Source organism: Pseudogemmobacter sp. W21_MBD1_M6, from assembly GCF_052119585.1.
Lineage (GTDB): Bacteria > Pseudomonadota > Alphaproteobacteria > Rhodobacterales > Rhodobacteraceae > JBGQOJ01.
Window position 1 is genome coordinate 132,129 of record NZ_JBGQOJ010000003.1, and the last position, 21,090, is coordinate 153,218.

Annotated in this window: 18 protein-coding genes and 1 tRNA gene; 13 read left to right on the forward strand and 6 right to left on the reverse strand. The window is 61.5% G+C overall.

Annotated features, from left to right (window positions below; genetic code table 11):
• Window positions 1-2: 2 nt before the first annotated feature.
• Both ACEN2R_RS06155 and ACEN2R_RS06160 read left to right on the forward strand, forming a co-directional pair.
• Window positions 3-1,202, forward strand: coding sequence for an NAD(P)/FAD-dependent oxidoreductase (locus ACEN2R_RS06155; protein WP_442040281.1), 1,200 nt, complete (start codon window positions 3-5; stop codon window positions 1,200-1,202).
• Window positions 1,203-1,284: 82 nt separating this feature from the next.
• Window positions 1,285-2,025 carry a 3-methyl-2-oxobutanoate hydroxymethyltransferase gene (locus ACEN2R_RS06160; RefSeq protein ID WP_442040283.1) on the forward strand — a complete coding sequence of 247 codons (741 nt, stop codon included), beginning with the start codon at window positions 1,285-1,287 and terminating at the stop codon, window positions 2,023-2,025.
• A 320-nt stretch (window positions 2,026-2,345) separates the two neighbouring features.
• Here ACEN2R_RS06160 and ACEN2R_RS06165 read toward each other — a convergent pair whose 3' ends face one another.
• From ACEN2R_RS06165 to pdxH, 5 genes are all read right to left on the reverse strand, one after another.
• Window positions 2,346-6,041 carry a vitamin B12-dependent ribonucleotide reductase gene (locus ACEN2R_RS06165; protein ID WP_442040285.1) on the reverse strand — a complete coding sequence of 1,232 codons (3,696 nt, stop codon included), beginning with the start codon at window positions 6,039-6,041 and terminating at the stop codon, window positions 2,346-2,348.
• A 522-nt stretch (window positions 6,042-6,563) separates the two neighbouring features.
• Window positions 6,564-6,640, reverse strand: a tRNA-Pro gene (locus ACEN2R_RS06170).
• A 51-nt stretch (window positions 6,641-6,691) separates the two neighbouring features.
• Window positions 6,692-7,165, reverse strand: a complete 474-nt coding sequence (locus tag ACEN2R_RS06175; protein WP_442040287.1) for a DUF192 domain-containing protein — start codon at window positions 7,163-7,165, stop codon at window positions 6,692-6,694.
• Window positions 7,162-7,725, reverse strand: a complete 564-nt coding sequence (locus ACEN2R_RS06180; RefSeq protein ID WP_442040289.1) for a cold-shock protein — start codon at window positions 7,723-7,725, stop codon at window positions 7,162-7,164. The genes ACEN2R_RS06175 and ACEN2R_RS06180 overlap by 4 nt, the downstream gene beginning before the upstream one ends.
• 139 nt (window positions 7,726-7,864) lie before the next feature.
• A complete protein-coding gene (pdxH, locus tag ACEN2R_RS06185; RefSeq protein ID WP_442040291.1) occupies window positions 7,865-8,470 on the reverse strand; it encodes a pyridoxamine 5'-phosphate oxidase in 606 nt (201 codons plus the stop codon).
• Between the two features lie 134 nt (window positions 8,471-8,604).
• Here pdxH and fabI point away from each other — a divergent pair, with 134 nt between their 5' ends.
• From fabI to trpE, 6 genes are all read left to right on the forward strand, one after another.
• Window positions 8,605-9,411, forward strand: coding sequence for an enoyl-ACP reductase FabI (gene fabI, locus ACEN2R_RS06190; protein ID WP_442040293.1), 807 nt, complete (start codon window positions 8,605-8,607; stop codon window positions 9,409-9,411).
• 4 nt (window positions 9,412-9,415) lie between these two features.
• Window positions 9,416-10,030: a LysE family translocator gene (locus ACEN2R_RS06195; protein WP_442040295.1), complete on the forward strand. Its 615-nt coding sequence runs from the start codon at window positions 9,416-9,418 to the stop codon at window positions 10,028-10,030.
• A 25-nt stretch (window positions 10,031-10,055) separates the two neighbouring features.
• The gene (gene gpt / locus ACEN2R_RS06200) at window positions 10,056-10,556 is read left to right on the forward strand and encodes a xanthine phosphoribosyltransferase (protein ID WP_442040297.1); all 501 of its coding nucleotides are present in this window, start codon (window positions 10,056-10,058) and stop codon (window positions 10,554-10,556) included.
• Between the two features lie 150 nt (window positions 10,557-10,706).
• Window positions 10,707-11,885: an aminotransferase gene (locus ACEN2R_RS06205; RefSeq protein ID WP_442040299.1), complete on the forward strand. Its 1,179-nt coding sequence runs from the start codon at window positions 10,707-10,709 to the stop codon at window positions 11,883-11,885.
• A gap of 62 nt (window positions 11,886-11,947) precedes the next feature.
• Window positions 11,948-13,798, forward strand: coding sequence for a SurA N-terminal domain-containing protein (locus tag ACEN2R_RS06210; RefSeq protein WP_442040301.1), 1,851 nt, complete (start codon window positions 11,948-11,950; stop codon window positions 13,796-13,798).
• A gap of 11 nt (window positions 13,799-13,809) precedes the next feature.
• Window positions 13,810-15,321, forward strand: a complete 1,512-nt coding sequence (gene trpE / locus ACEN2R_RS06215) for an anthranilate synthase component I (protein ID WP_442040303.1) — start codon at window positions 13,810-13,812, stop codon at window positions 15,319-15,321.
• Window positions 15,322-15,438: 117 nt separating this feature from the next.
• Here the strand turns inward: trpE and ACEN2R_RS06220 are convergent, their stop codons facing one another.
• Window positions 15,439-16,881 carry a divergent polysaccharide deacetylase family protein gene (locus ACEN2R_RS06220; RefSeq protein WP_442040305.1) on the reverse strand — a complete coding sequence of 481 codons (1,443 nt, stop codon included), beginning with the start codon at window positions 16,879-16,881 and terminating at the stop codon, window positions 15,439-15,441.
• 123 nt (window positions 16,882-17,004) lie between these two features.
• Between ACEN2R_RS06220 and ACEN2R_RS06225 the strand changes: the two genes are divergently transcribed.
• From ACEN2R_RS06225 to ACEN2R_RS06245, 5 genes are read left to right on the forward strand one after another with little or no spacing between them, the layout of a single operon-like run.
• On the forward strand, window positions 17,005-17,610 hold the full coding sequence (locus tag ACEN2R_RS06225) for an aminodeoxychorismate/anthranilate synthase component II (protein ID WP_442040307.1): 606 nt from the start codon (window positions 17,005-17,007) through the stop codon (window positions 17,608-17,610).
• Window positions 17,607-18,626: an anthranilate phosphoribosyltransferase gene (gene trpD, locus ACEN2R_RS06230; RefSeq protein WP_442040309.1), complete on the forward strand. Its 1,020-nt coding sequence runs from the start codon at window positions 17,607-17,609 to the stop codon at window positions 18,624-18,626. The genes ACEN2R_RS06225 and trpD overlap by 4 nt, the downstream gene beginning before the upstream one ends.
• Window positions 18,626-19,435: an indole-3-glycerol phosphate synthase TrpC gene (trpC, locus tag ACEN2R_RS06235; RefSeq protein ID WP_442040311.1), complete on the forward strand. Its 810-nt coding sequence runs from the start codon at window positions 18,626-18,628 to the stop codon at window positions 19,433-19,435. The genes trpD and trpC overlap by 1 nt, the downstream gene beginning before the upstream one ends.
• A complete protein-coding gene (moaC, locus tag ACEN2R_RS06240) occupies window positions 19,435-19,911 on the forward strand; it encodes a cyclic pyranopterin monophosphate synthase MoaC (RefSeq protein ID WP_442040312.1) in 477 nt (158 codons plus the stop codon). Before trpC ends, moaC begins: the two co-directional genes overlap by 1 nt.
• Window positions 19,911-21,083 carry a molybdopterin molybdotransferase MoeA gene (locus ACEN2R_RS06245; RefSeq protein ID WP_442040314.1) on the forward strand — a complete coding sequence of 391 codons (1,173 nt, stop codon included), beginning with the start codon at window positions 19,911-19,913 and terminating at the stop codon, window positions 21,081-21,083. Before moaC ends, ACEN2R_RS06245 begins: the two co-directional genes overlap by 1 nt.
• Window positions 21,084-21,090: the final 7 nt, after the last annotated feature.

The following is a 21,090-nucleotide window of genomic DNA, read 5'->3' on the forward strand; positions in this document are numbered from 1 at the left end:
GTATGGACCGGATTTGCATCATCGGTGCGGGCGTGTGCGGCACCCGCGCCGCCTTTGCCCTGCGCGAGGCCGGATTCGCCGGTGACGTAATGCTTGTGAGCGCAGAGGCAGGTTTGCCCTACGACCGCCCGCCGTTGTCAAAGCCGAACGCGCAGGGCGGATTTCTGACAGAGATCGCGACGGCGGACAGTCTTGAAAAGGCTCGCATAACCTTGCTGTCCGGCGTCACTGTCACCGCGATTGATCGCCCGAACGCGTTCATCGCCCTGTCGGATGGCAGCAGTCACACCTATGACAGGCTGTTGCTGGCAACCGGCGCAACACCGCGTTCCTTATCTTGCGACCCGCAGGGCCATGCCCTGATGATGCGCACGAAAGACGACGCAGACCGGATCTATACCCGCGCACAGTCAGCATCCCGTGCCGTCATCATCGGTGCCGGCCTGATCGGGCTGGAACTTGCCGCGGAACTGCGCCGCCGCGACATCGCCGTGACCGTCGTTGAAATGGCGCCGCGCGCCCTTGGTCGGGCCGTGCCGGACGCGACGGCGGACAGGATCGTGGCCCGCCACCGCAACGCCGGTGTTGAATTCCGATTCGATGCCGGGATTGAAAGCATAGCGGCCGGTTCCGTGACCCTGAGCGGCAACGAGATCCTGCCTGCCGATCTGATTGTCGCCGCCGTTGGCGTGATCCCAGACACAGCCCTTGCCGAGTCGGCGGGTCTGGCCTGCGCAAACGGCATCACCGTATCCGCGACTTTGGCCACAAGTGATCCGCGCATTTTTGCCGCCGGAGATTGCGCGAATTTCGATCATCCCGACCTTGGGCAGATCCGGCTTGAATCGTGGCGGAATGCACAGGACCAAGGCGGTTGGGCCGCGAAAGCCATGCTGGGCGCGGATGCCCCCTTTCGCCAGACCCCGTGGTTCTGGTCCGATCAATACGAACTTGGCCTTCAGATCACAGGGCACCCCGACCCGCAGAACACCGCAACGATCCGCGATCTTGGGCAGGGTGCGACCATCACGTTTTTCAGCGCGCCGGATGGCACCCTGACCGCAGCCGTCGGTTTAGGCCCCGGTAATGCTGTGGCCAAGGATATCCGGCTTGCCGAGATGATGATCGCCCGAAGCTCCACACCGTCACCCGACGACCTTGCAGACCCATCCGTGACCCTCAAGACCTTGTTGCGGTCTTAGCGCGGCACGATAAAGGAAAGAAAAATTGGCCCTATCCAGAATGACCGTCGCAGATGTGCGTGCCCTGAAAGGTAAACGGCAAATGACCATGCTTTATGTCGAAACGCTTGACGAAGCCCGCGCAGCGGCAGCCGCAGGTATCGACATGTTGTCGATCATCGCGCCGCTCTGGACGCCGGAAATGCGTCAGGCAGCGGGCAATTGCTTTGTGCAGGTAGGCCTGCTGTATGGCGAACTGGTCACAACCGAAGATTACCTGCGGGCGGCCCATGCCGCTGTCAGGATCGGGGGCGACTGCGTGTATTGCGCCGCAGGGCTGACCACAGTTGCGGCCCTCGCCCATGAAGGGATTCCCGTTGTCGGGCACGTCGGCCTTATCCCGTCCAAATGCACATGGACCGGAGGGTTCAAGGCTGTCGGCAAAACGGCAGGTTCGGCCCTGTCGGTCTGGAACGACGTAAAGGCGCTTGAAGATGCGGGGGCCTTCGGCGCCGAATTCGAGGTGGTCCCGTCGCGCGTCGCCTCTGAAATTGCGAGACGCAGTTCGCTGGTCTTGTTGTCCATGGGGGCCGGTGCCGGCGCAGACGCCCAGTATCTGTTTGCCGAAGACGTATTGGGCTGCACCCGCGGCCATCGCCCGCGCCATGCAAAAACCTATGCCGATTTCGCAACCGAATACGAAAGGCTTCAGGCAATGCGAATTGCCGCGTTTTCGACGTTCCGCGCAGAGGTAGACACCGCGCTTTATCCCGGTGCGGAACATCAGGTTCAGATAAGCGATGCCGAATTCGACGCGTTCATGGCGCAATTCGAATCCGCCTGATAAAGCACGGGGGGCCTGAAGGTTTCAGAATATCTTCAGGCTCTGCAAAAGGCGCGCGGGTGACTTCGCAACAACCATGCCGCCAAACAGAAGAAGGGGCCCCCGAAGGGACCCCAGTTTCGCAAATCAGGCTCATTCTCTGTACCGCCCGGTTTTCTGCCTGCGGCCTGATCGGCGTCAAGGGCGAGCGCACCCGCCCCGGAACTCGTATTCACTTATCCCCGAAGGCTCTCCGAAATATCGAATTCAGGACCACCCCGCGCGCCTTGTTTTCATAGCCCCGGACAATCTTTGCCCCGACCTACACCAACCCCAATTCGTCAGCTACATCCGCTAGTGCCGCCGCAGGTGTTGCACTTCATGCAGGTGCCGTTGCGCACCAGCGTGTAGTTGCCGCACTCGCCGCAGGCCTCACCCTCATAGCCCTGCATCTTGGCCTTGACCCGCGCATCCATCGAAACGGTGCCCGAACTGATCGACGTCGTAGACACGGACGATACAGAGGCCCCTATCTCTGGCACCAGTGTTTGCAGGCTTGCCATCGGGTCCATAGCGGTATCGAAGGCCACCGCGTTCATGCTCATTCCACCCTGGAACACCATCAGTTCCTGTGGAACCCGCTTGCGCAGGTAGCCGGTAGAGCTGATCTGGCGCAGCACATCCAGCGACTTGGACGCGGCACTTTCGCTGACTTCGCCAAAGTTGCGCTTGCCCTCTTCCTCGCCACGGCCCAGATCGTCGAACGTGGCGCCTTGCGGCTGGACATGGGCCAGATCGGTGCGATCCAGATAGGACACGGCCAGTTCGCGGAAGATATAGTCAAGGATCGAGGTCGCGTTCTTGATCGTCTCGTTGCCCTGAACCATGCCAGCCGGTTCGAACTTGGTAAAGGTAAAGGCGTCGACGAATTCTTCCAGAGGCACGCCGTATTGCAGACCGACCGACACCGCGATGGCGAAATTGTTCATCATCGCGCGAAAGCCGGCGCCCTCTTTGTGCATGTCGATGAATATCTCGCCAAGCTGGCCGTCCTTATACTCGCCGGTGCGCAGGTAAACCTTGTGACCGCCGACGATGGCCTTCTGGGTATAGCCCTTGCGCCGCTCGGGCAGCTTTTCGCGGTGCGATTTGATGATTTCCTTGATGATGATTTTTTCGACTATCTTCTCGGCCATCACCGCCGCTTTTTCGTGGTTGGACCCGTTCAGCATGATCTCTTCGGCGTCTTCGTCGTCCTCGACAAGGGACGCGGCCAAAGGTTGCGACAGTTTCGATCCGTCACGATACAGCGCATTCGCCTTGATCCCCAGCGACCAGCTCAATTCATAAGCCTTCTGGCAATCCTCGATCGAGGCGGTGTTCTGCATGTTGATCGTCTTGGAAATAGCGCCGGAAATAAACGACTGCGCGGCGGCCATCATATAGATGTGGCTGTTCACGCTGAGAAAGCGCTTGCCCGTTTTGCCGCAGGCGTTGGCGCAATCGAAGATGCTGTAATGCTCGGTTTTCAGGAACGGCGCGCCTTCCAGCGTCATCGTGCCGCAAACATGATCATTCGCCGCCTCGACTTGCGCGCGGGTGAAACCAAGGTGCTTCAGCAGATCAAAGGTCGGGTCGTTCAGCTTGGTCGCGGGAATGCCCAGCGTGCCGGTGCAAAAGTCCTCGCCCAGCGTCCACTGGTTGAACACAAAGCGGATATCAAAGGCGGATGGCAGCGCCGCCTCGATCTTTTCCAGTTCTCTCGGGCCGAAACCATGACCGATCAGCGCGGTGTGGTTGATGCCGGGCGCGTTGCCAATGGTGCCATGCCCCACGGCATAGGCGACGATTTCCTCGATCTGGGCCGAACCGTAGCCCTGCTTTTCCAGGGCGGCCGGAACCGACTGGTTGATGATCTTGAAATAGCCGCCACCGGCCAGCTTCTTGAACTTCACCAGCGCAAAGTCGGGCTCGATGCCGGTGGTGTCGCAATCCATGACCAGACCGATGGTGCCCGTCGGGGCGATGACCGACACCTGCGCGTTGCGGTAGCCGTGTATCTCGCCAAGGCGCAGCGCCTCGTCCCAGCTGGTTTTTGCCAGCGCGATCAGACGTTTGTCGGGGCAGTTCGCGTGGTCAAGCGCGACCGGCTTTATTTCCAGCGCCTCATAGCCCTCGGTTTTGCCATAGGCGGCGGTGCGGTGGTTGCGGATGACGCGCAGCATGTGCTCTTTGTTGCGGGCATAGCCCGAGAACGCGCCCAACTCGCCCGCCACTTCGGCAGAGGTCGCGTAGGAAACGCCGGTCATGATCGCGGTCAAGGCACCGCAAAGCGCCCTGCCCTCGTCGCTGTCATAGCTGTAGCCCATGTTCATCAACAGGCCGCCGATGTTGGCATAGCCCAGACCCAGCGTGCGGAAATCGAACGACCGCTGCGCGATTTCCTTTGACGGGAACTGCGCCATCATCACCGACACTTCCAGTGTCAGGGTCCAAAGGCGGGTCGCATGCATGTAGTCCTCTGCCTGAAACACGCCGTCCTTCAGAAAGGTCAGCAGGTTCATCGACGCAAGGTTACAGGCGGTATCGTCCAGGAACATGTATTCCGAACACGGGTTCGATCCGCGGATCGCGCCGTCTTCGGGGCAGGTGTGCCAGGCGTTCACGGTGTCGTGGTACTGGATGCCCGGATCGGCACAAGCCCAGGCGGCGTGGCCGACCTGTTCCCACAGATCGCGGGCGGAAATGGTTTTGGCGACCTTGCCATCGGTGCGGCGGATCAGTTCCCATGGGGCGTCGTCCTTGACCGCCTTCAGGAAGGCATCTGTCACGCGGATCGAGTTGTTAGAGTTCTGGCCGGACACGGACGAATACGCCTCGGAATCCCAATCGGTGTCATAGGTCGGGAATTCGATGCTGGTGTAGCCCTGCTTGGCATAGTCCAGAACGCGCTTGACGTAGGTTTCAGGGATCGCAACCTTCTTGGCGCCCTTGATCGCGGCCTTCAGGGTTTCGTTCACCGATGGGTCAACCGCGTCTTCGGCCTTGCCGTCCCATGCTTTGATCGCGGCGAAGATTTCGTTCAGGTGCCGCTCGTGCATCTTGGAACCGGCGACGATAGAGGCCACCTTTTGCTCTTCGATGACCTTCCAGTTGATGAAGGCTTCGATGTCGGGGTGGTCGGCGTCGATGATCACCATCTTGGCCGCGCGACGGGTTGTGCCGCCCGACTTGATCGCGCCCGCCGCACGGTCCCCGATTTTCAGAAAACCCATCAGGCCGGATGATTTGCCGCCGCCCGACAGTTTCTCGCCGTCCGCGCGCAGCGACGAGAAATTGGTGCCGGTGCCAGAGCCGTATTTAAACAGCCGTGCCTCGCGGACCCAAAGATCCATGATGCCGCCGTCGCCGACCAGATCGTCCTTGACCGACTGGATAAAGCAGGCGTGCGGCTGCGGATGCTCGTAGCTGGACGCGGATTTGGTCAGTTTCTCGGTTTTGAAATCAACGTAGTAGTGACCCTGCGCCGGACCGTCGATGCCGTAGGCCCAGTGCAGGCCGGTGTTGAACCACTGCGGGCTGTTCGGTGCGGCGCGTTGCGTCGCCAGCATATAGCGCATCTCGTCGAAATAGGTGCGGGCATCTTCCTCGGTGGTGAAATAGCCACCCTTCCAGCCCCAATAGGCCCAGGCACCGGCCAAACGGTCGAACACCTGACGGGCCGAGGTCTCGCCGCCGAAGCGATCCTCTTCGGGCAAGTCGGCCAGGGCCTCTTCGTCCGCGACATACCGCCAAAGGAATTCCGGCATACCCTTTTCCCTGATCTTTTTCAGAACAGCCGGAACACCTGCCTTGCGGAAATATTTCTGGGCTATGACGTCGGATGCGACCTGGGACCAGCCCTCTGGGATCTCGACCTGATCAAGGCGGAAAACGATGGTTCCGTCAGGATTGCGAATCTCGGAAGCCGTGGTCGCGAATGGAACATCTGCATAAGCGCCCGCACCCGATTTCGTGAAATTACGTTCGATTTTCATAGCATCTGCCCCATCGCAAATTTTTTTCTACAGTTCGCGGTTCACATCTCGACGGACGATTGCACCGCACTCTGCCGTATCTTCAAATTCATGGCCCTTGTGGCGGCAATTCCTTCGCCGGGCGCGTCCCGTCCTATGACCGGCCGCTTATATCAGGGTCTATGTTTTAAAGTTTGGCAACCACAACATTTAGTGGCGTCATATCCAGCAAACACAAACTGGCGTAGTTTGCCCTATCTGGTCAACGGAAATATTGAACGGAAATGTGATTATTGGTGATTGACCAAGGCCGATTATTCTGACCCGCCCCGAACTGGATGATTCACCCCTGTGGATGGTTTCAAACCCGCAGGCCAGAGGCGGCAAACGCCACATGGCATTTTCCATTTGGTCAGGTCTGGTTACGGGATTTTGTTGACGTGATCGCGCACCAGCACGGCGCCCACACGGGGGTGGATCGATACACAACTACCAAGGTGGATCTGTTTTATTCTGTGCTGCATAAAAGCAACATCAGAAGGGTGGTCGGGGCGATAGGATTCGAACCTACGACCTACGGTTCCCAAAACCGCCGCGCTACCAGACTGCGCTACGCCCCGCTCACAGCGTCCTAATACGCACAGATTATCCGGATGAAAAGCCCTAACCGACTATTCTTTTTCACAAGACCAAATTGCTTTGTCCTGCGCAAAGGCCGGATGCCGGATTACAGCGCCTTCGGTGATGCCAAGCGCCCCGGAAAGGCCGCCGTTTATCTCTAGAACTGCAAAAATCCCGTCGCCGCCGTCGATCGGTGTCAGATCGTGCGGCACGGCATTGGAATGGACGCGGCGCACCCGGCCGTCCGGCCCGGCAAAAATCATATCAAGGGGAATCAATGTGTTCTTCATCCAGAACGCCACGGCCTGTGGCCGGTCATAGACGAACAACATGCCAGAGCTTTTCGGCATCGTCGCGCGGTTCATCAAGCCCAAGGCCCGTTCGCCCGCGTCATCGGCGATTTCGACGTTGAAGCGGACCAGCCCCCCCGCGCCCCGGATATCCACCCGCGACAGCGCACAATCCGACGCCCCGACAGAGGTTGCACAGAACAAGGTACACAGAACCACAAAACCGAACTTCATTCGTTTATGACAGCCTCGTTCGCAACCGGCGCATCGACATGACGGATCGCCGCGTCCCAGCTTAGCACATAAACGGCCATGCGGCCCCGCTGTCCGTCAATCACACGCAGGCAGACCGCCTCGCCCGGTTGCAAATCCGCAAAGCCGGAACTGCGCAAAACCTCTGCGTGGATGAACACATCTTCGGCTTTTCCGTAAACATTCGCAAAGCCGAATCCCTTCGCCTTGTCGAACCACTTGACCCGTGCGGGCACAATTGGAATCAGGTCAAGCTCGGCTGGGGACAGATACGCCATGTCCTCCATCTGGTTGGACAAGGTCACCGGCGGATCAATCCGAAGGACTTCAACAGCTTGCATGCCGCGATCCGTCTTTTGCACTGAAATCTCTATTCCGGTCGCATCCGCGATCGAACTTTGGCCAAAATTCCTTAGAACATTGGCGTGCAGCAAGATATCCGGCCCGCCCTCGCTGGACACGACAAAGCCGAATCCCTTTGAGGGGTCGAACCATTTTACCTGTCCGTATACGGTCTTTATGTCTAAATTCTCGGTTGTCATGTCTACCCGCTGATTGTGCGAAACAAGTTTACTTTTCGATCAATCGTTACTCAGGCCACCTGCACTGTGTTTACTGACAAAACCGACGATGCAAGTGGAAAACCGCTGCATTAATGCCAGTCCGCCGTGTCATTGCGGCTCAAGGGTTGAGCCTCTCTACATCCCAGTCATCCACAACACTGTCGCGGGACCATTTGAATCTGTCATGCAAACGGAACGCTCCGTCTGCCCAGAACTCTATTTCAACGGGCCTTATCCGTATACCTCCCCAAAAGGGTGGTCTTGACGGGTTCGTCCCTTTCGTTGCCGTTATCTTAGCAACTTCGCCAAGCAGCGCCGCACGCGACCGCAAAGGTCTGGATTGTTTTGATGCCCATGCCCCGATCCTGCTTTGCAGCGATCGGGACGCATAATAGGCATCCGCAAGCGGCCCGTCTTCCTTTTCGACAAGTCCACGCACACGGATTTGTCGACGCAGTGACTTCCAATGAAGAACAAATGCCGCTTTCCCGGAGGTCAACACCTCGCCTGCCTTCACGCTCTCATAATTAGTATAGAACACAAAGGCTTCAGGCTCAATCTCCTTCAACAGCACCATCCGCACGTTTGGCAATCCGGCGGCATCGACGCTTGCCAAAGCGATGGCATTGGGGTCGTTCGGCTCTGTTGCCTCTGCCTCGGCCAACCAGGCGCGCGCGATCTCGAAAGGGTCGTCGCCCGCGAAAATACCACTCCGGTCGGCCATTGATTTCTCCTGAGTTCCGGTGCCTGGGGCACGCGTTTCGAATAGCGACATCGCTACATCTGTCGCCGCACTTGAAGCAACCCGATCTATCGCCTAAACGTCACGTCAACACTATCGTGACTTAGGGGCGGCGAATGTCAATGAAACTGATGGACGGAAAACGCGGGCTGATTATGGGCCTTGCGAACGACAAGTCGATCGCATGGGGCATTGCCCGCGCGTTGGCCGATCAAGGGGCCGAGCTGGCGTTTTCCTATCAGGGCGAACAACTGCTGAAACGGGTGACCCCGCTGGCCGCCGAAGTCGGGTCCGATATCGTCGTGGAATGCGACGTGAACGACGAGGCATCGCTGGACGCGCTGTTCGCGACCTTGCAGGAAAAATGGGGCAAGCTGGACTTTGTCGTGCACGCCATCGGCTTTTCCGACAAGAACGAGCTGCGCGGGCGTTACGTTGACACCAGTCGCGCCAACTTCAACATGTCGATGGACATCTCTGTCTATTCCTTCACAGCAGTCGTGCAGCGTGCGGAAAAGATGATGACCGACGGCGGGTCCTGTCTGACCCTGACGTATTATGGTGCCGAAAAGGTCATGCCGCATTACAACGTCATGGGCGTCGCCAAGGCCGCGCTGGAGGCATCGGTCCGTTATATGGCCGAGGATCTGGGTAAGAAGAATATCCGTGTGAACGCGATTTCGGCGGGCACGATCAAGACGCTGGCCGCATCGGGCATCGGTGACTTCCGCTATATCATGAAATGGAACGAGTATAACTCGCCCCTGCGGCGCACCGTGACAACAGAGGAAGTCGGCAAATCCGCACTGTATCTGCTGTCGGATATGTCCTCGGCGGTGACGGGCGAAGTGCATCATGTGGATTCGGGGTATCACGTCGTCGGCATGAAAGCCGTTGACGCCCCCGATATCGAAAAGGGCTGATCCGGTGACGCTGGCCGCCTTTCTTGCTGTTGCAGTCCTGCACCTGATGGCGGCCATCAGCCCCGGCCCCGCCGTTTTGATGGCGGCACGCACCGGCGTCACCGAAGGGCTGCGCACCGGCGCGTTTCTTGCGGCGGGCATCGGTGTCGGCGGCGTGATCTGGGCGGCGGCGGCGCTGTTCGGTCTGGCGCTGGTGTTTCAGGTCGCGCCCGCGCTTTTGTGGGCGCTGAAGATTGCCGGTGGGATCTACCTGATCCGCATGGCCTATGGCATGTGGCGCAATGCCGATACCCCGCTGGATATGGGTGCCGCCAACCGCCTGCCACGCTCTGCGCGATCGGCATTTCGCCTTGGCGTCATGACCCAGCTTGCCAACCCCAAACCCGCGATCCTGTTCAGCGCGATCTTTGTCGGAACCGTCCCCGCGGGCACCTCTCCTTGGGTGATCGCCGCCCTTCTGACCGTGGTGTTCCTGAACGAGACCCTGTGGAATATCGCGGTCGCCCGTCTGTTCTCGTTCGAGCGCACGCGGCGCGGCTATATCAGTCTTAAATCCGTCATCGACCGTGCCTTTGGCGGGCTTCTGGCCCTGCTTGGCCTGAAAATCGCAGCCACTTAAACCAAAGTTCCCTCTGGAGATCACCATGACAGACCGCCTGCCCCACGAAAAAGGCTTTCACATCAGCTGGGATCAGATCCACCGCGACAGTCGCGCGCTGGCATGGCGGCTGGACGGGCATGGTCCGGCAGACGGCGGATGGAAAGCGGTTGTCGCCATCACCCGTGGCGGCATGGCCCCCGCGATGATCGTCGCGCGCGAACTGGACATCCGCACGGTTGATACGATCAGCATCAAATCCTACGACCACCAGTCGCAAGCGGATGCCAGCGTCCTGAAATACCCCGACGAAAAGATGATGGGCGACGGCACCGGCATCCTGATCGTCGACGATCTGGTGGACAGCGGCAAAACCCTTGAAATCGTGCGCGGCCTTTACCCCAAGGCGCATTTCGCAACCGTCTACGCCAAGCCAAAGGGCCGCCCGATGGTCGATACCTTTATCACAGAGGTCAGTCAGGACACCTGGATATTCTTCCCCTGGGATATGGCGCTGCAATACGTCGAACCCTATCGCGGCAAATAGGCCAGCGTGGCTGCGACAGGGAAACGCAGATCATCGGCGACGGTGCGGCATGATCCGCCCGAATGCCGACAGGATATCCTGATCGCCGGGCCTTTCCCTGCCCGGACCCCGCTGCTAGGCTGAGCGCACCCTGACCTTATGCGTGGCCCCATGACATTCACATTGAACCCCCGTTTCGCCGCTACCTTTCCGCCCCCCGTGATGGAGGCGCGCCGCTGGCTTGACGGGGTCATTCATCCCGACGACCGCCCGCTGATCAACGTCAGTCAGGCCGCGCCGGTCGCCCCCCCGCCCGAAGCGTTGCGTGCCGCGATGGCGGACGCGCTGATGACGCAACCCGAAAGCCATCTTTACGGCCCCGTCCTTGGCCTGCCCGCCCTGCGCGCGCGCGTGGCCGACGAATGGACCCGCAGCTATGGCGGCACGGTTCAGGCGTCGCAGGTCGCGATCACCTCTGGCTGCAATCAGGCCTTTGCGGCGGCGATTGCCACACTAGCGGGAGACGGAGATGAGGTTATCATTCCAACCCCTTGGTATTTCAACCATAAAATGTGGCTGGACATGCAGGGCATCCACACTGTTCCGCTGGCAACGGGCGACAGTCTGCTTCCCGACCCGGACGCGGCAGAGGCGCTGATCACGCCGCGCACACGCGCGATTGTCCTTGTGACCCCGAACAACCCCGGCGGCGTCGAGTACCCGGCGGGCCTTGTCCACGCCTTTTATGACCTTGCGCAAAAGCACGGGCTGGCGCTGATCCTTGATGAAACCTACCGCGACTTCGACAGCCGCACCAGCGCGCCGCATGATCTGTTCAGCGACCCCGACTGGGCCGACACGCTGATCCAGCTTTACTCGTTCTCCAAGGCGTACCGGCTGACCGGCCACCGAGTGGGTGCGATGACCGCCAGTGTGAAACGGCTGGCCGAGGTCGAAAAGTTTCTGGATACGGTCACCATCTGCCCCAGCCAGATCGGCCAGATCGGCGCGCTTTGGGGGATGGAAAACCTCGGCCAGTGGCTGGCCGGCGAGCGGGCCGAAATTCTGGACCGCCGCGCCGCCATGGCCGAAGGATTTCCCGCGCTGGACGGCTGGCGCCTTCTGGGCTGTGGCGCCTATTTCGCCTATGCCGAACATCCCTACGACCTGCCCTCGAACGAGGTGGCGCAACGGCTGGTCGGGGCTGCCGGCCTTTTGATGCTGCCCGGCACCATGTTCATGCCCGAAGGCAGCGCCGGGGGAAAACGCCAGATGCGCATCGCATTCGCCAATATCGACCGCGCCGGCGTGCAAGAGCTGTTCCGGCGATTGTCGAACCTTTCGATCTGACGCTTGCCCCCCGGACCCGCGCAGCATAAACATCACCTTGGTAAAACAGGAAGGGCGTCAGCATGGCCAAAAGCCTTGGCAAGAAAAGCGGCAACATCTTGGTGTGGATCCTTATGGTCCTGCTTGTGGTGGGTCTTGGGGGCTTCGGCGTCGGCAATTTTGGCGGCGCGGTCCAGACGATCGGCAAGGTCGGCGATCAGGACATCACCACCGGCGCCTATGGCCGCGAACTTCAGCAGGAAATGCGCGCGATAGAAGCGCAGACCGGCCAGTCCATGACCCTTTCGCAGGCGCAGCAGTTCGGCATAGATCAGGCCGTGATCCAGCGTCTTGTGTCCAATGCCGCCCTAGACGACGAGGCCAGGACGATTGGCGTATCGGTCGGCGACGAAAAGGTCCGCGAGCAGGTTCTGGCAATCCCGGCCTTCCGCAACCTTGACGGCAGCTTTGACCGCGACGCCTATCGCCAGTCATTGTCCCGCGCCGGAATGACAGAACCGGAATTCGAGGCCGGCATCCGCAGCGACACCACACGCAGCCTGATGCAGGGCGCAGTCGCGGGCGGCATCGTGCCCGCGGACACTTATATCAACACGCTTTTGTCCTATGTGGGCGAGCGCCGGAGTTTCACCTGGGCAAGGTTCGACGACAGCACCCTGCCAGAGCCGATTGCGGCACCGACGCAGCACCAGCTGACCGCCTATTACACCGCCAACGCGCCGCAGTTCACCCTGCCGGAGTCCAAGCGCATCACCTATGTGTGGCTTGCGCCAGAGATGATACTGGACAGCACACCAGTCGACGAGGACGCGCTTCGCGCCCTTTATACCGAGCGCCGCGATGAATATCAGCGCCCCGAGCGCCGACTGATCGAACGTCTGGTCTTCCCGACCGAGGAAGACGCGACCGCCGCAAAGGCCCGCCTTGACGATGGCACCGCCGATTTTGACGCTTTGGTGGCAGAACGCGGACTGAAAATAGACGATATTGACCTGGGCGACCTTGCGCAGGGCGATCTTGGCGCGGCCGGTGACGCGATTTTCGCGCTAACCGAACCCGGCGTCGTCGGCCCGTTGCCGTCAAGTGTCGGACCGGCGCTGTTCCGCATGAACGGCATCCTTGCCGCCCAGAACACCAGTTTCGAACAGGCCCGCCCCGATCTGGTCGAAGAATACGCCATCGACGCCGCCCGCCGCCGCATCGACGGCGAAATAGAGACCATCGACAACCTGCTGGTTGGCGGTGCGACACTGGAAGATGTGGCAAAGGAAACCGACATGCAGGTCGGCACCATCGACTGGTATGACGCCATGAAGGACGGCATCGCCGCCTATGACACCTTCGCCGTTGCCGCCGCAAACCTGACCGGGGATGACTACCCCGTCGTCACCCGGCTGGACGATGGCGGCATCTTCGCGATGCGCCTGGACGACACCATCCCCCCCGCCCTGCAACCGATGGACAAGGTCCGCGATGCGGTCGTCGCCGGCTGGCAGACACAGGAAACCGAAACCCGTCTTGACGCGCTGGTCACCACCCTGATCCCGCAGATCAAGGATGGCGCGGACATCGCAGGCTTCGGCGTCACCGCCACAGTCGAGACCGTCATGACCCGCGATGCCTTTGTCGAGGGCACACCGGCCGACTTTATGGTGCAGGTGTTCGACATGGCGCAGGGCGAGGTCCGCAGCCTGAAGGGCGATGGCGCGGTGTTTGTGGTCAAGCTGGACGCGGTTATGCCCGTCGATCCGGCCAATCCGGATATGGAAGGGGTGAAAACCGCCCTGACCACGCAATCGGCACAAGGCATCGCACAGGACACATTTGAATTCTTCTCGCGTGCGCTGACCGCAGAGGCCGGCATCACGCTTGATCAAGCGGCGATCAACGCCGTTCACGCCCAGTTTCCGTAAAGACGTATACAATGGCCCTGACCCCAAGTTTTGACAGTTTCGAGGCCGGATATTCCGCTGGTCGCAATCAGATCGTCTATACCCGCCTTGCCGCCGATCTGGATACGCCGGTCTCCTTGATGCTGAAACTTGCGGGGGCCCGCAAGGACAGCTTCATGCTGGAATCGGTGACCGGAGGCGAGGTGCGCGGGCGCTATTCCATCGTCGGGCTGAAGCCCGATCTGGTGTGGCAGTGTCACGGCACCGTCGCCCGCCTGAACCGTCAGGCCCGCTTTGACGAGGACGCCTTTGTCACGCAGGACGCCGCGCCGCTGGACGGCCTGCGCGCGCTGATCGCCGAAAGCCGGATCGACATGCCAGACGACCTGCCCGCCAGTGCGGCGGGCCTGTTCGGCTACCTCGGCTACGACATGATCCGCCTTGTGGAACATCTGCCCGATGTGAACCCCGATCCGCTGGGCCTGCCCGACGCGGTGATGATGCGCCCCTCGGTGATCGCGGTTCTGGACGGCGTCAAGGGAGAGGTCATCATCGTTTCCCCCGCCTGGGTCGCCAGTGGTCTTGGCGCACGCGCGGCCTATGCGCAGGCCGCAGAACGCGTGTCAGACGCGCTGCGCGATCTGGAACGGAACGCTGCGGGCGAAACCCGCGATCTGGGCCAGATCACGCCGACAGAGCCGCCCGTGTCGAACTTCACCCCCGATGGCTACAAAGCTGCGGTGGAAAAGGCCAAGGACTACATCCGCGCGGGCGACATATTTCAGGTGGTGCCCAGCCAGCGCTGGACGCAGGCCTTCACCCTCCCCCCCTTCGCGCTCTATCGCAGCCTGCGGCGCACCAACCCCTCGCCGTTCATGTTCTTCTTCAACTTCGGCGGTTTTCAGGTGGTCGGCGCCAGCCCCGAGATCCTTGTCCGGGTCTTCGGCTCGGAAATCACCATCCGCCCGATCGCGGGCACAAGGCCCCGCGGCAAAACCCCCGACGAGGACCGCGCGCTGGAAGCAGACCTGCTGGCCGACAAAAAGGAACTGGCGGAACATCTGATGCTGCTGGATCTGGGCCGCAATGACACCGGCAAGGTGTCAAAAATAGGCACGGTCCGCCCGACCGAACAATTCATCGTCGAACGCTACAGCCATGTGATGCACATCGTGTCGAATGTGGTGGGTGAACTGGCAGACGATCAGGACGCGCTCGATGCCTTTTTTGCAGGCATGCCCGCAGGCACCGTATCCGGCGCCCCCAAGGTCCGTGCGATGGAAATCATCGACGAGCTGGAACCCGAAAAACGTGGCGTCTACGGCGGCGGCTGCGGCTACTTCGCGGCGAACGGCGATATGGACATGTGCATCGCCCTGCGTACGGCGGTGATCAAAGACGAAAAGCTTTATATCCAGGCAGGCGGCGGCGTCGTCTACGACAGCGACCCCGAGGCCGAATATCAGGAAACCGTCCATAAATCGAACGCGATACGCCGCGCCGCCGAGGATGCAGGGCTGTTCGCCCGCAACGGCAACGCCTGATCCGGTCAAAAGAAACCGCCGTTTTCTTTGTTCCTTAAATATACACGCGCGAAACGCAAAAACACGAGCCCCCGCGCCAGCGGGGGCGAGACAAAGGGAATGGCGCGGAACGCGCCGCTATTTTGTCGAAAGAACTGCTGACACGGGCGCCATCACCACACCGCCGGCGCGCTCGTCGACACCCCATTCCAACACCGTTGTGATCGTATCCGGATAGGTATGGCCGATCACGATTACCCCCCCTTCCTGACCTGCACGGAACGCAGCCTGATCCAGCGCGCGGCGCAATACGTCGGGGGCGGGTTTGTCATTGTCCACCGACCGGAAAATCAGCGCGGTCTTGACGCCTTCGCGCTTGGCCTCCTGCTGGGCCGAATTCAGCCCCTTGGGAAAGGTCACCAGACCGTGACCGCTCGCGACAAGGATCTGCGCCAGTTGCTTCGCAAGGTCGCGGCTCTTCTGCACGGCGCTGACCGGAACATCCAGAACGCCGACCGCATCGGGGATCATCGACAGATAGGACTGGAACGCCACCTCCAGATCGGCGGGCATTGACCCTTCGGGCAGGTTGGTCAGGATCAAGACCTCGGCCCCCGCCGCGCGGTAAAAGGCGGCGGCCTCGGCGGCATCTGGGCGGACGGGATCAATCGCGATGGTCAGTGCGAAGGGAAATGCCTTCAGCGTCGCGGCGTCGGGTCTCGGCTCTCCCATGTCGATCAGGACGACCGACATCAGCGGGCCATCCTCTGTCGGCTCGAACGCCACAGAATTGGCGATCAATGCCGGCACGGCGCCATTGTCAGCCACCTGCCCCGCACCCGCAGGCGCATCGCCGATCCGCGGAAGACGGTTTGTCAGGACACCGGGGGCAAGATCGCCGATCCCCGGCGCGGGCGTCAGAACACCTGTTGGTGGCGCGGGGGCCTCCGGTGCGGTCCCGGCGTTCTGATCCGGTGTCACGGCAGGCTCTGTTTGTGGCTCGGGAAGCGGGGCGGTCTGCGGCGTTTCAGCAGTTTGCGGTGTTGGCGCAGGCTCCGGCTCTGGCGCAGCCGCTGGCTCTGGCTCTGGCGTGATCTTTACGACAGGTGCCGCAGGGGTCGCGGGCACCTCTACCCCCGGCGCAACGGGCGCATCGGTGGCGGGGGCATCGGGGGCCATTGCCTGCGGGCTGGGCAAGACCGGCTCTTCGGGTGCGGTGTCTTGCGGCAGATTGGGGGCGACAATGTCCGGCGTCTCCAGCGCGGGCACCATCGGTGCGTCGGGCTGGTTGCCGGGCGCCGTATCGGCGACGGGCGCTGATGTCGCGCCCGTTGTCGGGGCTACGGTCGGGGCCACGGCGGGCATGCTGGTTGCGTTTGTGTCATCGGTCGGCGCGGGCATCTGGGGGGGCGTATCGGCGCTGTCGCCCGAAAACCCTGTGTCCGGCACCTCGACTTTGGCCGGCTCTGGGGGCGTCGATGACAGCAACCGAGGCTCCGCCCCCATCAACGAGGCCACCGCCGCGACAACGACCGAGACGACACCGCCCCACAGCATCCCTGAAAACAATCCTCGTGCCACCGCTCTCTCCGTCTTTTAGGTCTTGATTCACGCCGGCTTGGCCTTGACCCTAAGCGCCAAGCCTGAACATGTATACCGCGACAATCCCTCGGGTTCACCCCTTAGTTAACGAAAGACGGGATCATGCTGCTTCTGATCGATAATTACGACAGTTTCACTTATAATCTAGTGCATTATCTGGGCGAATTGGGCGCAGATGTGGTTGTGAAACGCAATGATGCGCTGGATGTGCAACAGGCGATGGCGCTGAACCCGTCGGCAATCGTGCTGTCCCCCGGTCCTTGCGACCCTGCGCAGGCGGGTATCTGTCTGGCACTGACCGCCGCCGCCGCCGAGACAAAGACCCCGCTTCTGGGCGTTTGTCTGGGGCATCAGACGATTGGCGAGGCGTTTGGCGGCAAGGTTGTGCGCTGCCACGAGATTGTGCACGGCAAAATGGGGCAGATGCACCACGCGGGCAAAGGCATGTTCAGGGGGCTGCCCTCGCCGTTTCAAGCAACGCGCTATCACTCGCTGGTGGTGGAACGAGAGAGCCTGCCCGACTGTCTGGACATCACCGCCTGGCTGGAGGATGGCACGATCATGGGCCTGCGTCACAAGACCCTGCCGATCGAGGGCGTGCAGTTCCACCCCGAAAGCATTGCGTCCGAACACGGGCACCAGCTTTTGAAAAACTTTCTTGATTCTGTGCCTGATTTTGTGCCTGATTTTGTGAAGGTTCCCGCATGAGTGACGCGCTTAAACCCCTGATCGGGATCGCCGCAGACCGCCCTCTGACCCGCGCCGAGGCGGTCACCGCCTTCGAGGTTCTGTTCAACGGCGAGGCGACGCCTGCCCAGATCGGTGGCCTGTTGATGGCGCTGCGGGCGCGGGGTGAAACGGTGGACGAATTCGCCGCCGCCGCCGCCGTCATGCGCGCGCGCTGCAACAAGGTTGACGCCCCTGCCGGTGCGATGGACATTGTCGGCACCGGCGGCGATGGCAAGGGCACGCTGAACATTTCCACCGCGACGGCCTTTGTCGTGGCGGGCGCAGGCGTCACCGTGGCCAAGCACGGCAACCGCAACCTGTCATCCAAGTCGGGCGCGGCGGACGCGCTGGGGGCGATGGGGATCAAGGTGATGGTGGGGGCAGAGGTTGTCACCCGCGCGATCAACCAGATCGGCATCGGGTTCATGATGGCCCCGATGCACCACCCCGCGATGGCGCATGTCATGCCCGCGCGGACCGAACTGGGCACGCGCACGATCTTCAACATCCTCGGGCCGCTGACCAACCCTGCGGGCGTCACGCGCCAGTTGACCGGCACGTTTTCCCGCGCGCTGATCCGGCCGATGGCGGAAACGCTGTTACAGCTCGGCTCTGAAAAGGCGTGGCTTGTGCACGGGGCAGACGGCACGGACGAGCTGTCGATTGCGGGCGTCTCCTGGGTTGCAGAGCTGAAGAACGGCGCCGTGACCGAATTCGAGATTACCCCCGCCGATGCCGGTCTGCCGGTGCATCCCTTCGAGGCCATTCTGGGCGGCACGCCACAGGAAAACGGCATTGCCTTCGGCAAGCTACTGGCGGGCGAGGGATCGGCCTACCGCGACGCGGTCCTGCTGAACGCCGCAGCCGCGCTATTGGTTGCGGACAAGGTGCGTTCCTTGCCGGAAGGTGTTGAACTTGCGGCACAAAGCATTGACAGCGGTGCGGCAAAATCCAAAATCGAACAGCTTGCAAAACTAACGACAGAGGCCGCGTGATGAGTACAATTCTGGACAAAATCAAAGCCTACAAGCTGGAAGAGGTCGCCGCCCGCAAAGAAAAGCGCCCCCTGTCGCAGGTCGAGGACGCCGCGCGCGCAGCCCCCGCCACGCGCGGCTTTGCCAAGCACCTGATCGACGCCACCAACAACGGCTATGGCCTGATCGCCGAGATCAAGAAAGCCAGCCCCAGCAAGGGCCTGATCCGCGCCGATTTCGACCCGGTCGCCCTTGCCAAAGCCTATGAGGCCGGTGGCGCGACCTGCCTGTCGGTGCTGACCGACACGCCAAGCTTTCAGGGGGCCGACGACTATCTGACCGCCGCGCGTGACGCGGTCAGCCTGCCCGCCCTGCGCAAGGATTTCATGTATGACACCTATCAGGTCGCCGAGGCCCGCGCGCTGCATGCCGACTGCATCCTGATCATCCTTGCCTCTGTCGACGACGCGCAGGCGGCAGAACTGGAACAGGCCGCGACAGACTGGGGCATGGACGTTCTGATAGAGGTCCACGACGAGGCGGAGCTGGAACGCGCCGCCTTGCTGAAATCGCCGCTGATCGGGATCAACAACCGCGATCTGAACACCTTCGAGACCTCGCTTGATACGACCCGCCGGCTGGCCCGGCTCGCCCCCGAGGACCGCACGCTGGTGTCCGAAAGCGGGCTGAACACGCCCGAAGATCTGGCCGGGCTGGCCAAATACGGTGCCCGCGCCTTTCTCATCGGGGAAAGCCTGATGCGGCAAGCCGATGTCGAAACCGCAACGCGCAAGCTGCTTGCCAATCCATTGACCGCAAGGGGCATGTGATGTCGGGCCTGACCCATTTTGACAATGATGGCCATGCACATATGGTCGATGTCTCGGACAAGGACGTGACCAGCCGCACCGCCATTGCGCGAGGCTGCATCAAGATGTCCGCAGAAACGCTTGAAATCATTACCGAAGGTCGCGCCAAAAAGGGCGATGTTCTGGGTGTGGCACGTCTGGCGGGCATCATGGGGGCCAAGCAGACCTCTGCCTTGATCCCGCTGTGCCACCCGCTGCCGATCACCAAGGTCGCGGTTGATCTGGTGCCGGACCCGTCGCTGCCCGGCGTATGGATCGAGGCAACCGTCAAGACCACCGGCCAGACCGGCGTCGAGATGGAGGCGCTGACCGCTGTGACGGTTGCGGCCCTGACCGTTTACGACATGGTCAAGGCCGTCGAGAAAAGCATGGTGATTTCCGACGTTCGTCTGGTGATGAAAGAGGGCGGAAAATCGGGCCGGTTCGAGGCCGAGTGATGATCACCGTCTCGCAGGCCCTGTCCCATGTGTTTGATCTGGTCCGCCCTCTGGACATCGAACATGTGCCCCTGGCGCAGGCGGCTGGCCGGACTTTGGCCGCCCCCCTGACGGCCACGCGCAACCAGCCGCCCTTTGCGTCCTCGGCGATGGATGGCTACGCGGTGCGCAACGTGGATGTCGCCGCCGGTGCCGTCCTGCATGTGATCGCAGAGGCCGCCGCCGGTCACGCCTTTGACGGGGTCGTCGGTGCCGGACAGGCGGTGCGCATTTTCACCGGTGCGCCCGTGCCTGCCGGGGCAGATCGCATTGTGATCCAAGAGGATGTCACACGAAGCGCAGAGACAATCACCATTGTGCAAAGCCTTGACGCCGCGACCCATGTGCGCCCTGCCGGTGGCGACTTCACCGTTGGCCATACCCTGACAGCGCCGTGCGTGTTGGGGGCAAATGACATGACCCTGATCGCCGCGATGAACATCGGAATAGTGCCGGTCACGCGCCGCCCTGTCGTGGCCCTGATCGCCACAGGCGACGAATTGGTCATGCCCGGAGAGGCCCCGCGCGACGACCAGATCATCGCATCGAACTGCTTCGGCCTGAAGGCGATGATAGAGGCAAACGGCGGTATTGCACGCATCCTGCCCATCGCCCGCGATACCGGCGCCTCGTTGCGGATGGCGTTCGATCTGGCCGCCAGCGCCGACCTGATCGTGACAATCGGCGGCGCGTCGGTGGGCGACTATGACATCGTCAGCACCGTCGCCACGGATCTGGGCATGGAACGGGCGTTCTACACAGTCGCGCTGCGCCCCGGAAAACCGCTGATGGCGGGCCGGATCAACGGGATTCCGATGATCGGGCTTCCGGGAAACCCCGTATCTTCAATGGTTTGCGGTCACATCTTCATCCGTCCCGTGCTTGACGTCATGCGGGGCCTGCCCGCCCGAGCAACCCCGCGCGTGGCGCTGCCACTTGCGCGGCCCCTATCCGCCAACGGCCCGCGCGAACACTACATGCGCGCCCATGAGGCTGACGGCGCTGTCACGGTTTTTGACCGGCAGGACAGCTCTCTTATGGCGGTTCTGGCAGGAGCCAACGTGCTGGTCGTGCGCCCTGTGGGCGACGCGGCGCGGGTGGCGGGCGATCTGGTGGATGTGATCCGCCTGTAAATCGGGC

Excerpts from the sequence above, each read along its gene's own strand:
- trpE (WP_442040303.1), top strand. The coding sequence starts at position 13,810 with ATGGCCCTGACCCCAAGTTTTGACAGTTTCGAGGCCGGATATTCCGCT.
- ACEN2R_RS06155 (WP_442040281.1), top strand. The coding sequence starts at position 3 with ATGGACCGGATTTGCATCATCGGTGCGGGCGTGTGCGGCACCCGCGCC.
- ACEN2R_RS06165 (WP_442040285.1), bottom strand. The coding sequence starts at position 6,041 with ATGAAAATCGAACGTAATTTCACGAAATCGGGTGCGGGCGCTTATGCA.
- ACEN2R_RS06245 (WP_442040314.1), top strand. The coding sequence starts at position 19,911 with ATGATCACCGTCTCGCAGGCCCTGTCCCATGTGTTTGATCTGGTCCGC.
- pdxH (WP_442040291.1), bottom strand. The coding sequence starts at position 8,470 with ATGGCCGACCGGAGTGGTATTTTCGCGGGCGACGACCCTTTCGAGATC.
- fabI (WP_442040293.1), top strand. The coding sequence starts at position 8,605 with ATGTCAATGAAACTGATGGACGGAAAACGCGGGCTGATTATGGGCCTT.
- ACEN2R_RS06225 (WP_442040307.1), top strand. The coding sequence starts at position 17,005 with ATGCTGCTTCTGATCGATAATTACGACAGTTTCACTTATAATCTAGTG.
- trpD (WP_442040309.1), top strand. The coding sequence starts at position 17,607 with ATGAGTGACGCGCTTAAACCCCTGATCGGGATCGCCGCAGACCGCCCT.
- ACEN2R_RS06205 (WP_442040299.1), top strand. The coding sequence starts at position 10,707 with ATGACATTCACATTGAACCCCCGTTTCGCCGCTACCTTTCCGCCCCCC.
- ACEN2R_RS06160 (WP_442040283.1), top strand. The coding sequence starts at position 1,285 with ATGACCATGCTTTATGTCGAAACGCTTGACGAAGCCCGCGCAGCGGCA.
- trpC (WP_442040311.1), top strand. The coding sequence starts at position 18,626 with ATGAGTACAATTCTGGACAAAATCAAAGCCTACAAGCTGGAAGAGGTC.
- ACEN2R_RS06210 (WP_442040301.1), top strand. The coding sequence starts at position 11,948 with ATGGCCAAAAGCCTTGGCAAGAAAAGCGGCAACATCTTGGTGTGGATC.
- ACEN2R_RS06175 (WP_442040287.1), bottom strand. The coding sequence starts at position 7,165 with ATGAAGTTCGGTTTTGTGGTTCTGTGTACCTTGTTCTGTGCAACCTCT.
- gpt (WP_442040297.1), top strand. The coding sequence starts at position 10,056 with ATGACAGACCGCCTGCCCCACGAAAAAGGCTTTCACATCAGCTGGGAT.
- ACEN2R_RS06180 (WP_442040289.1), bottom strand. The coding sequence starts at position 7,725 with ATGACAACCGAGAATTTAGACATAAAGACCGTATACGGACAGGTAAAA.
- moaC (WP_442040312.1), top strand. The coding sequence starts at position 19,435 with ATGTCGGGCCTGACCCATTTTGACAATGATGGCCATGCACATATGGTC.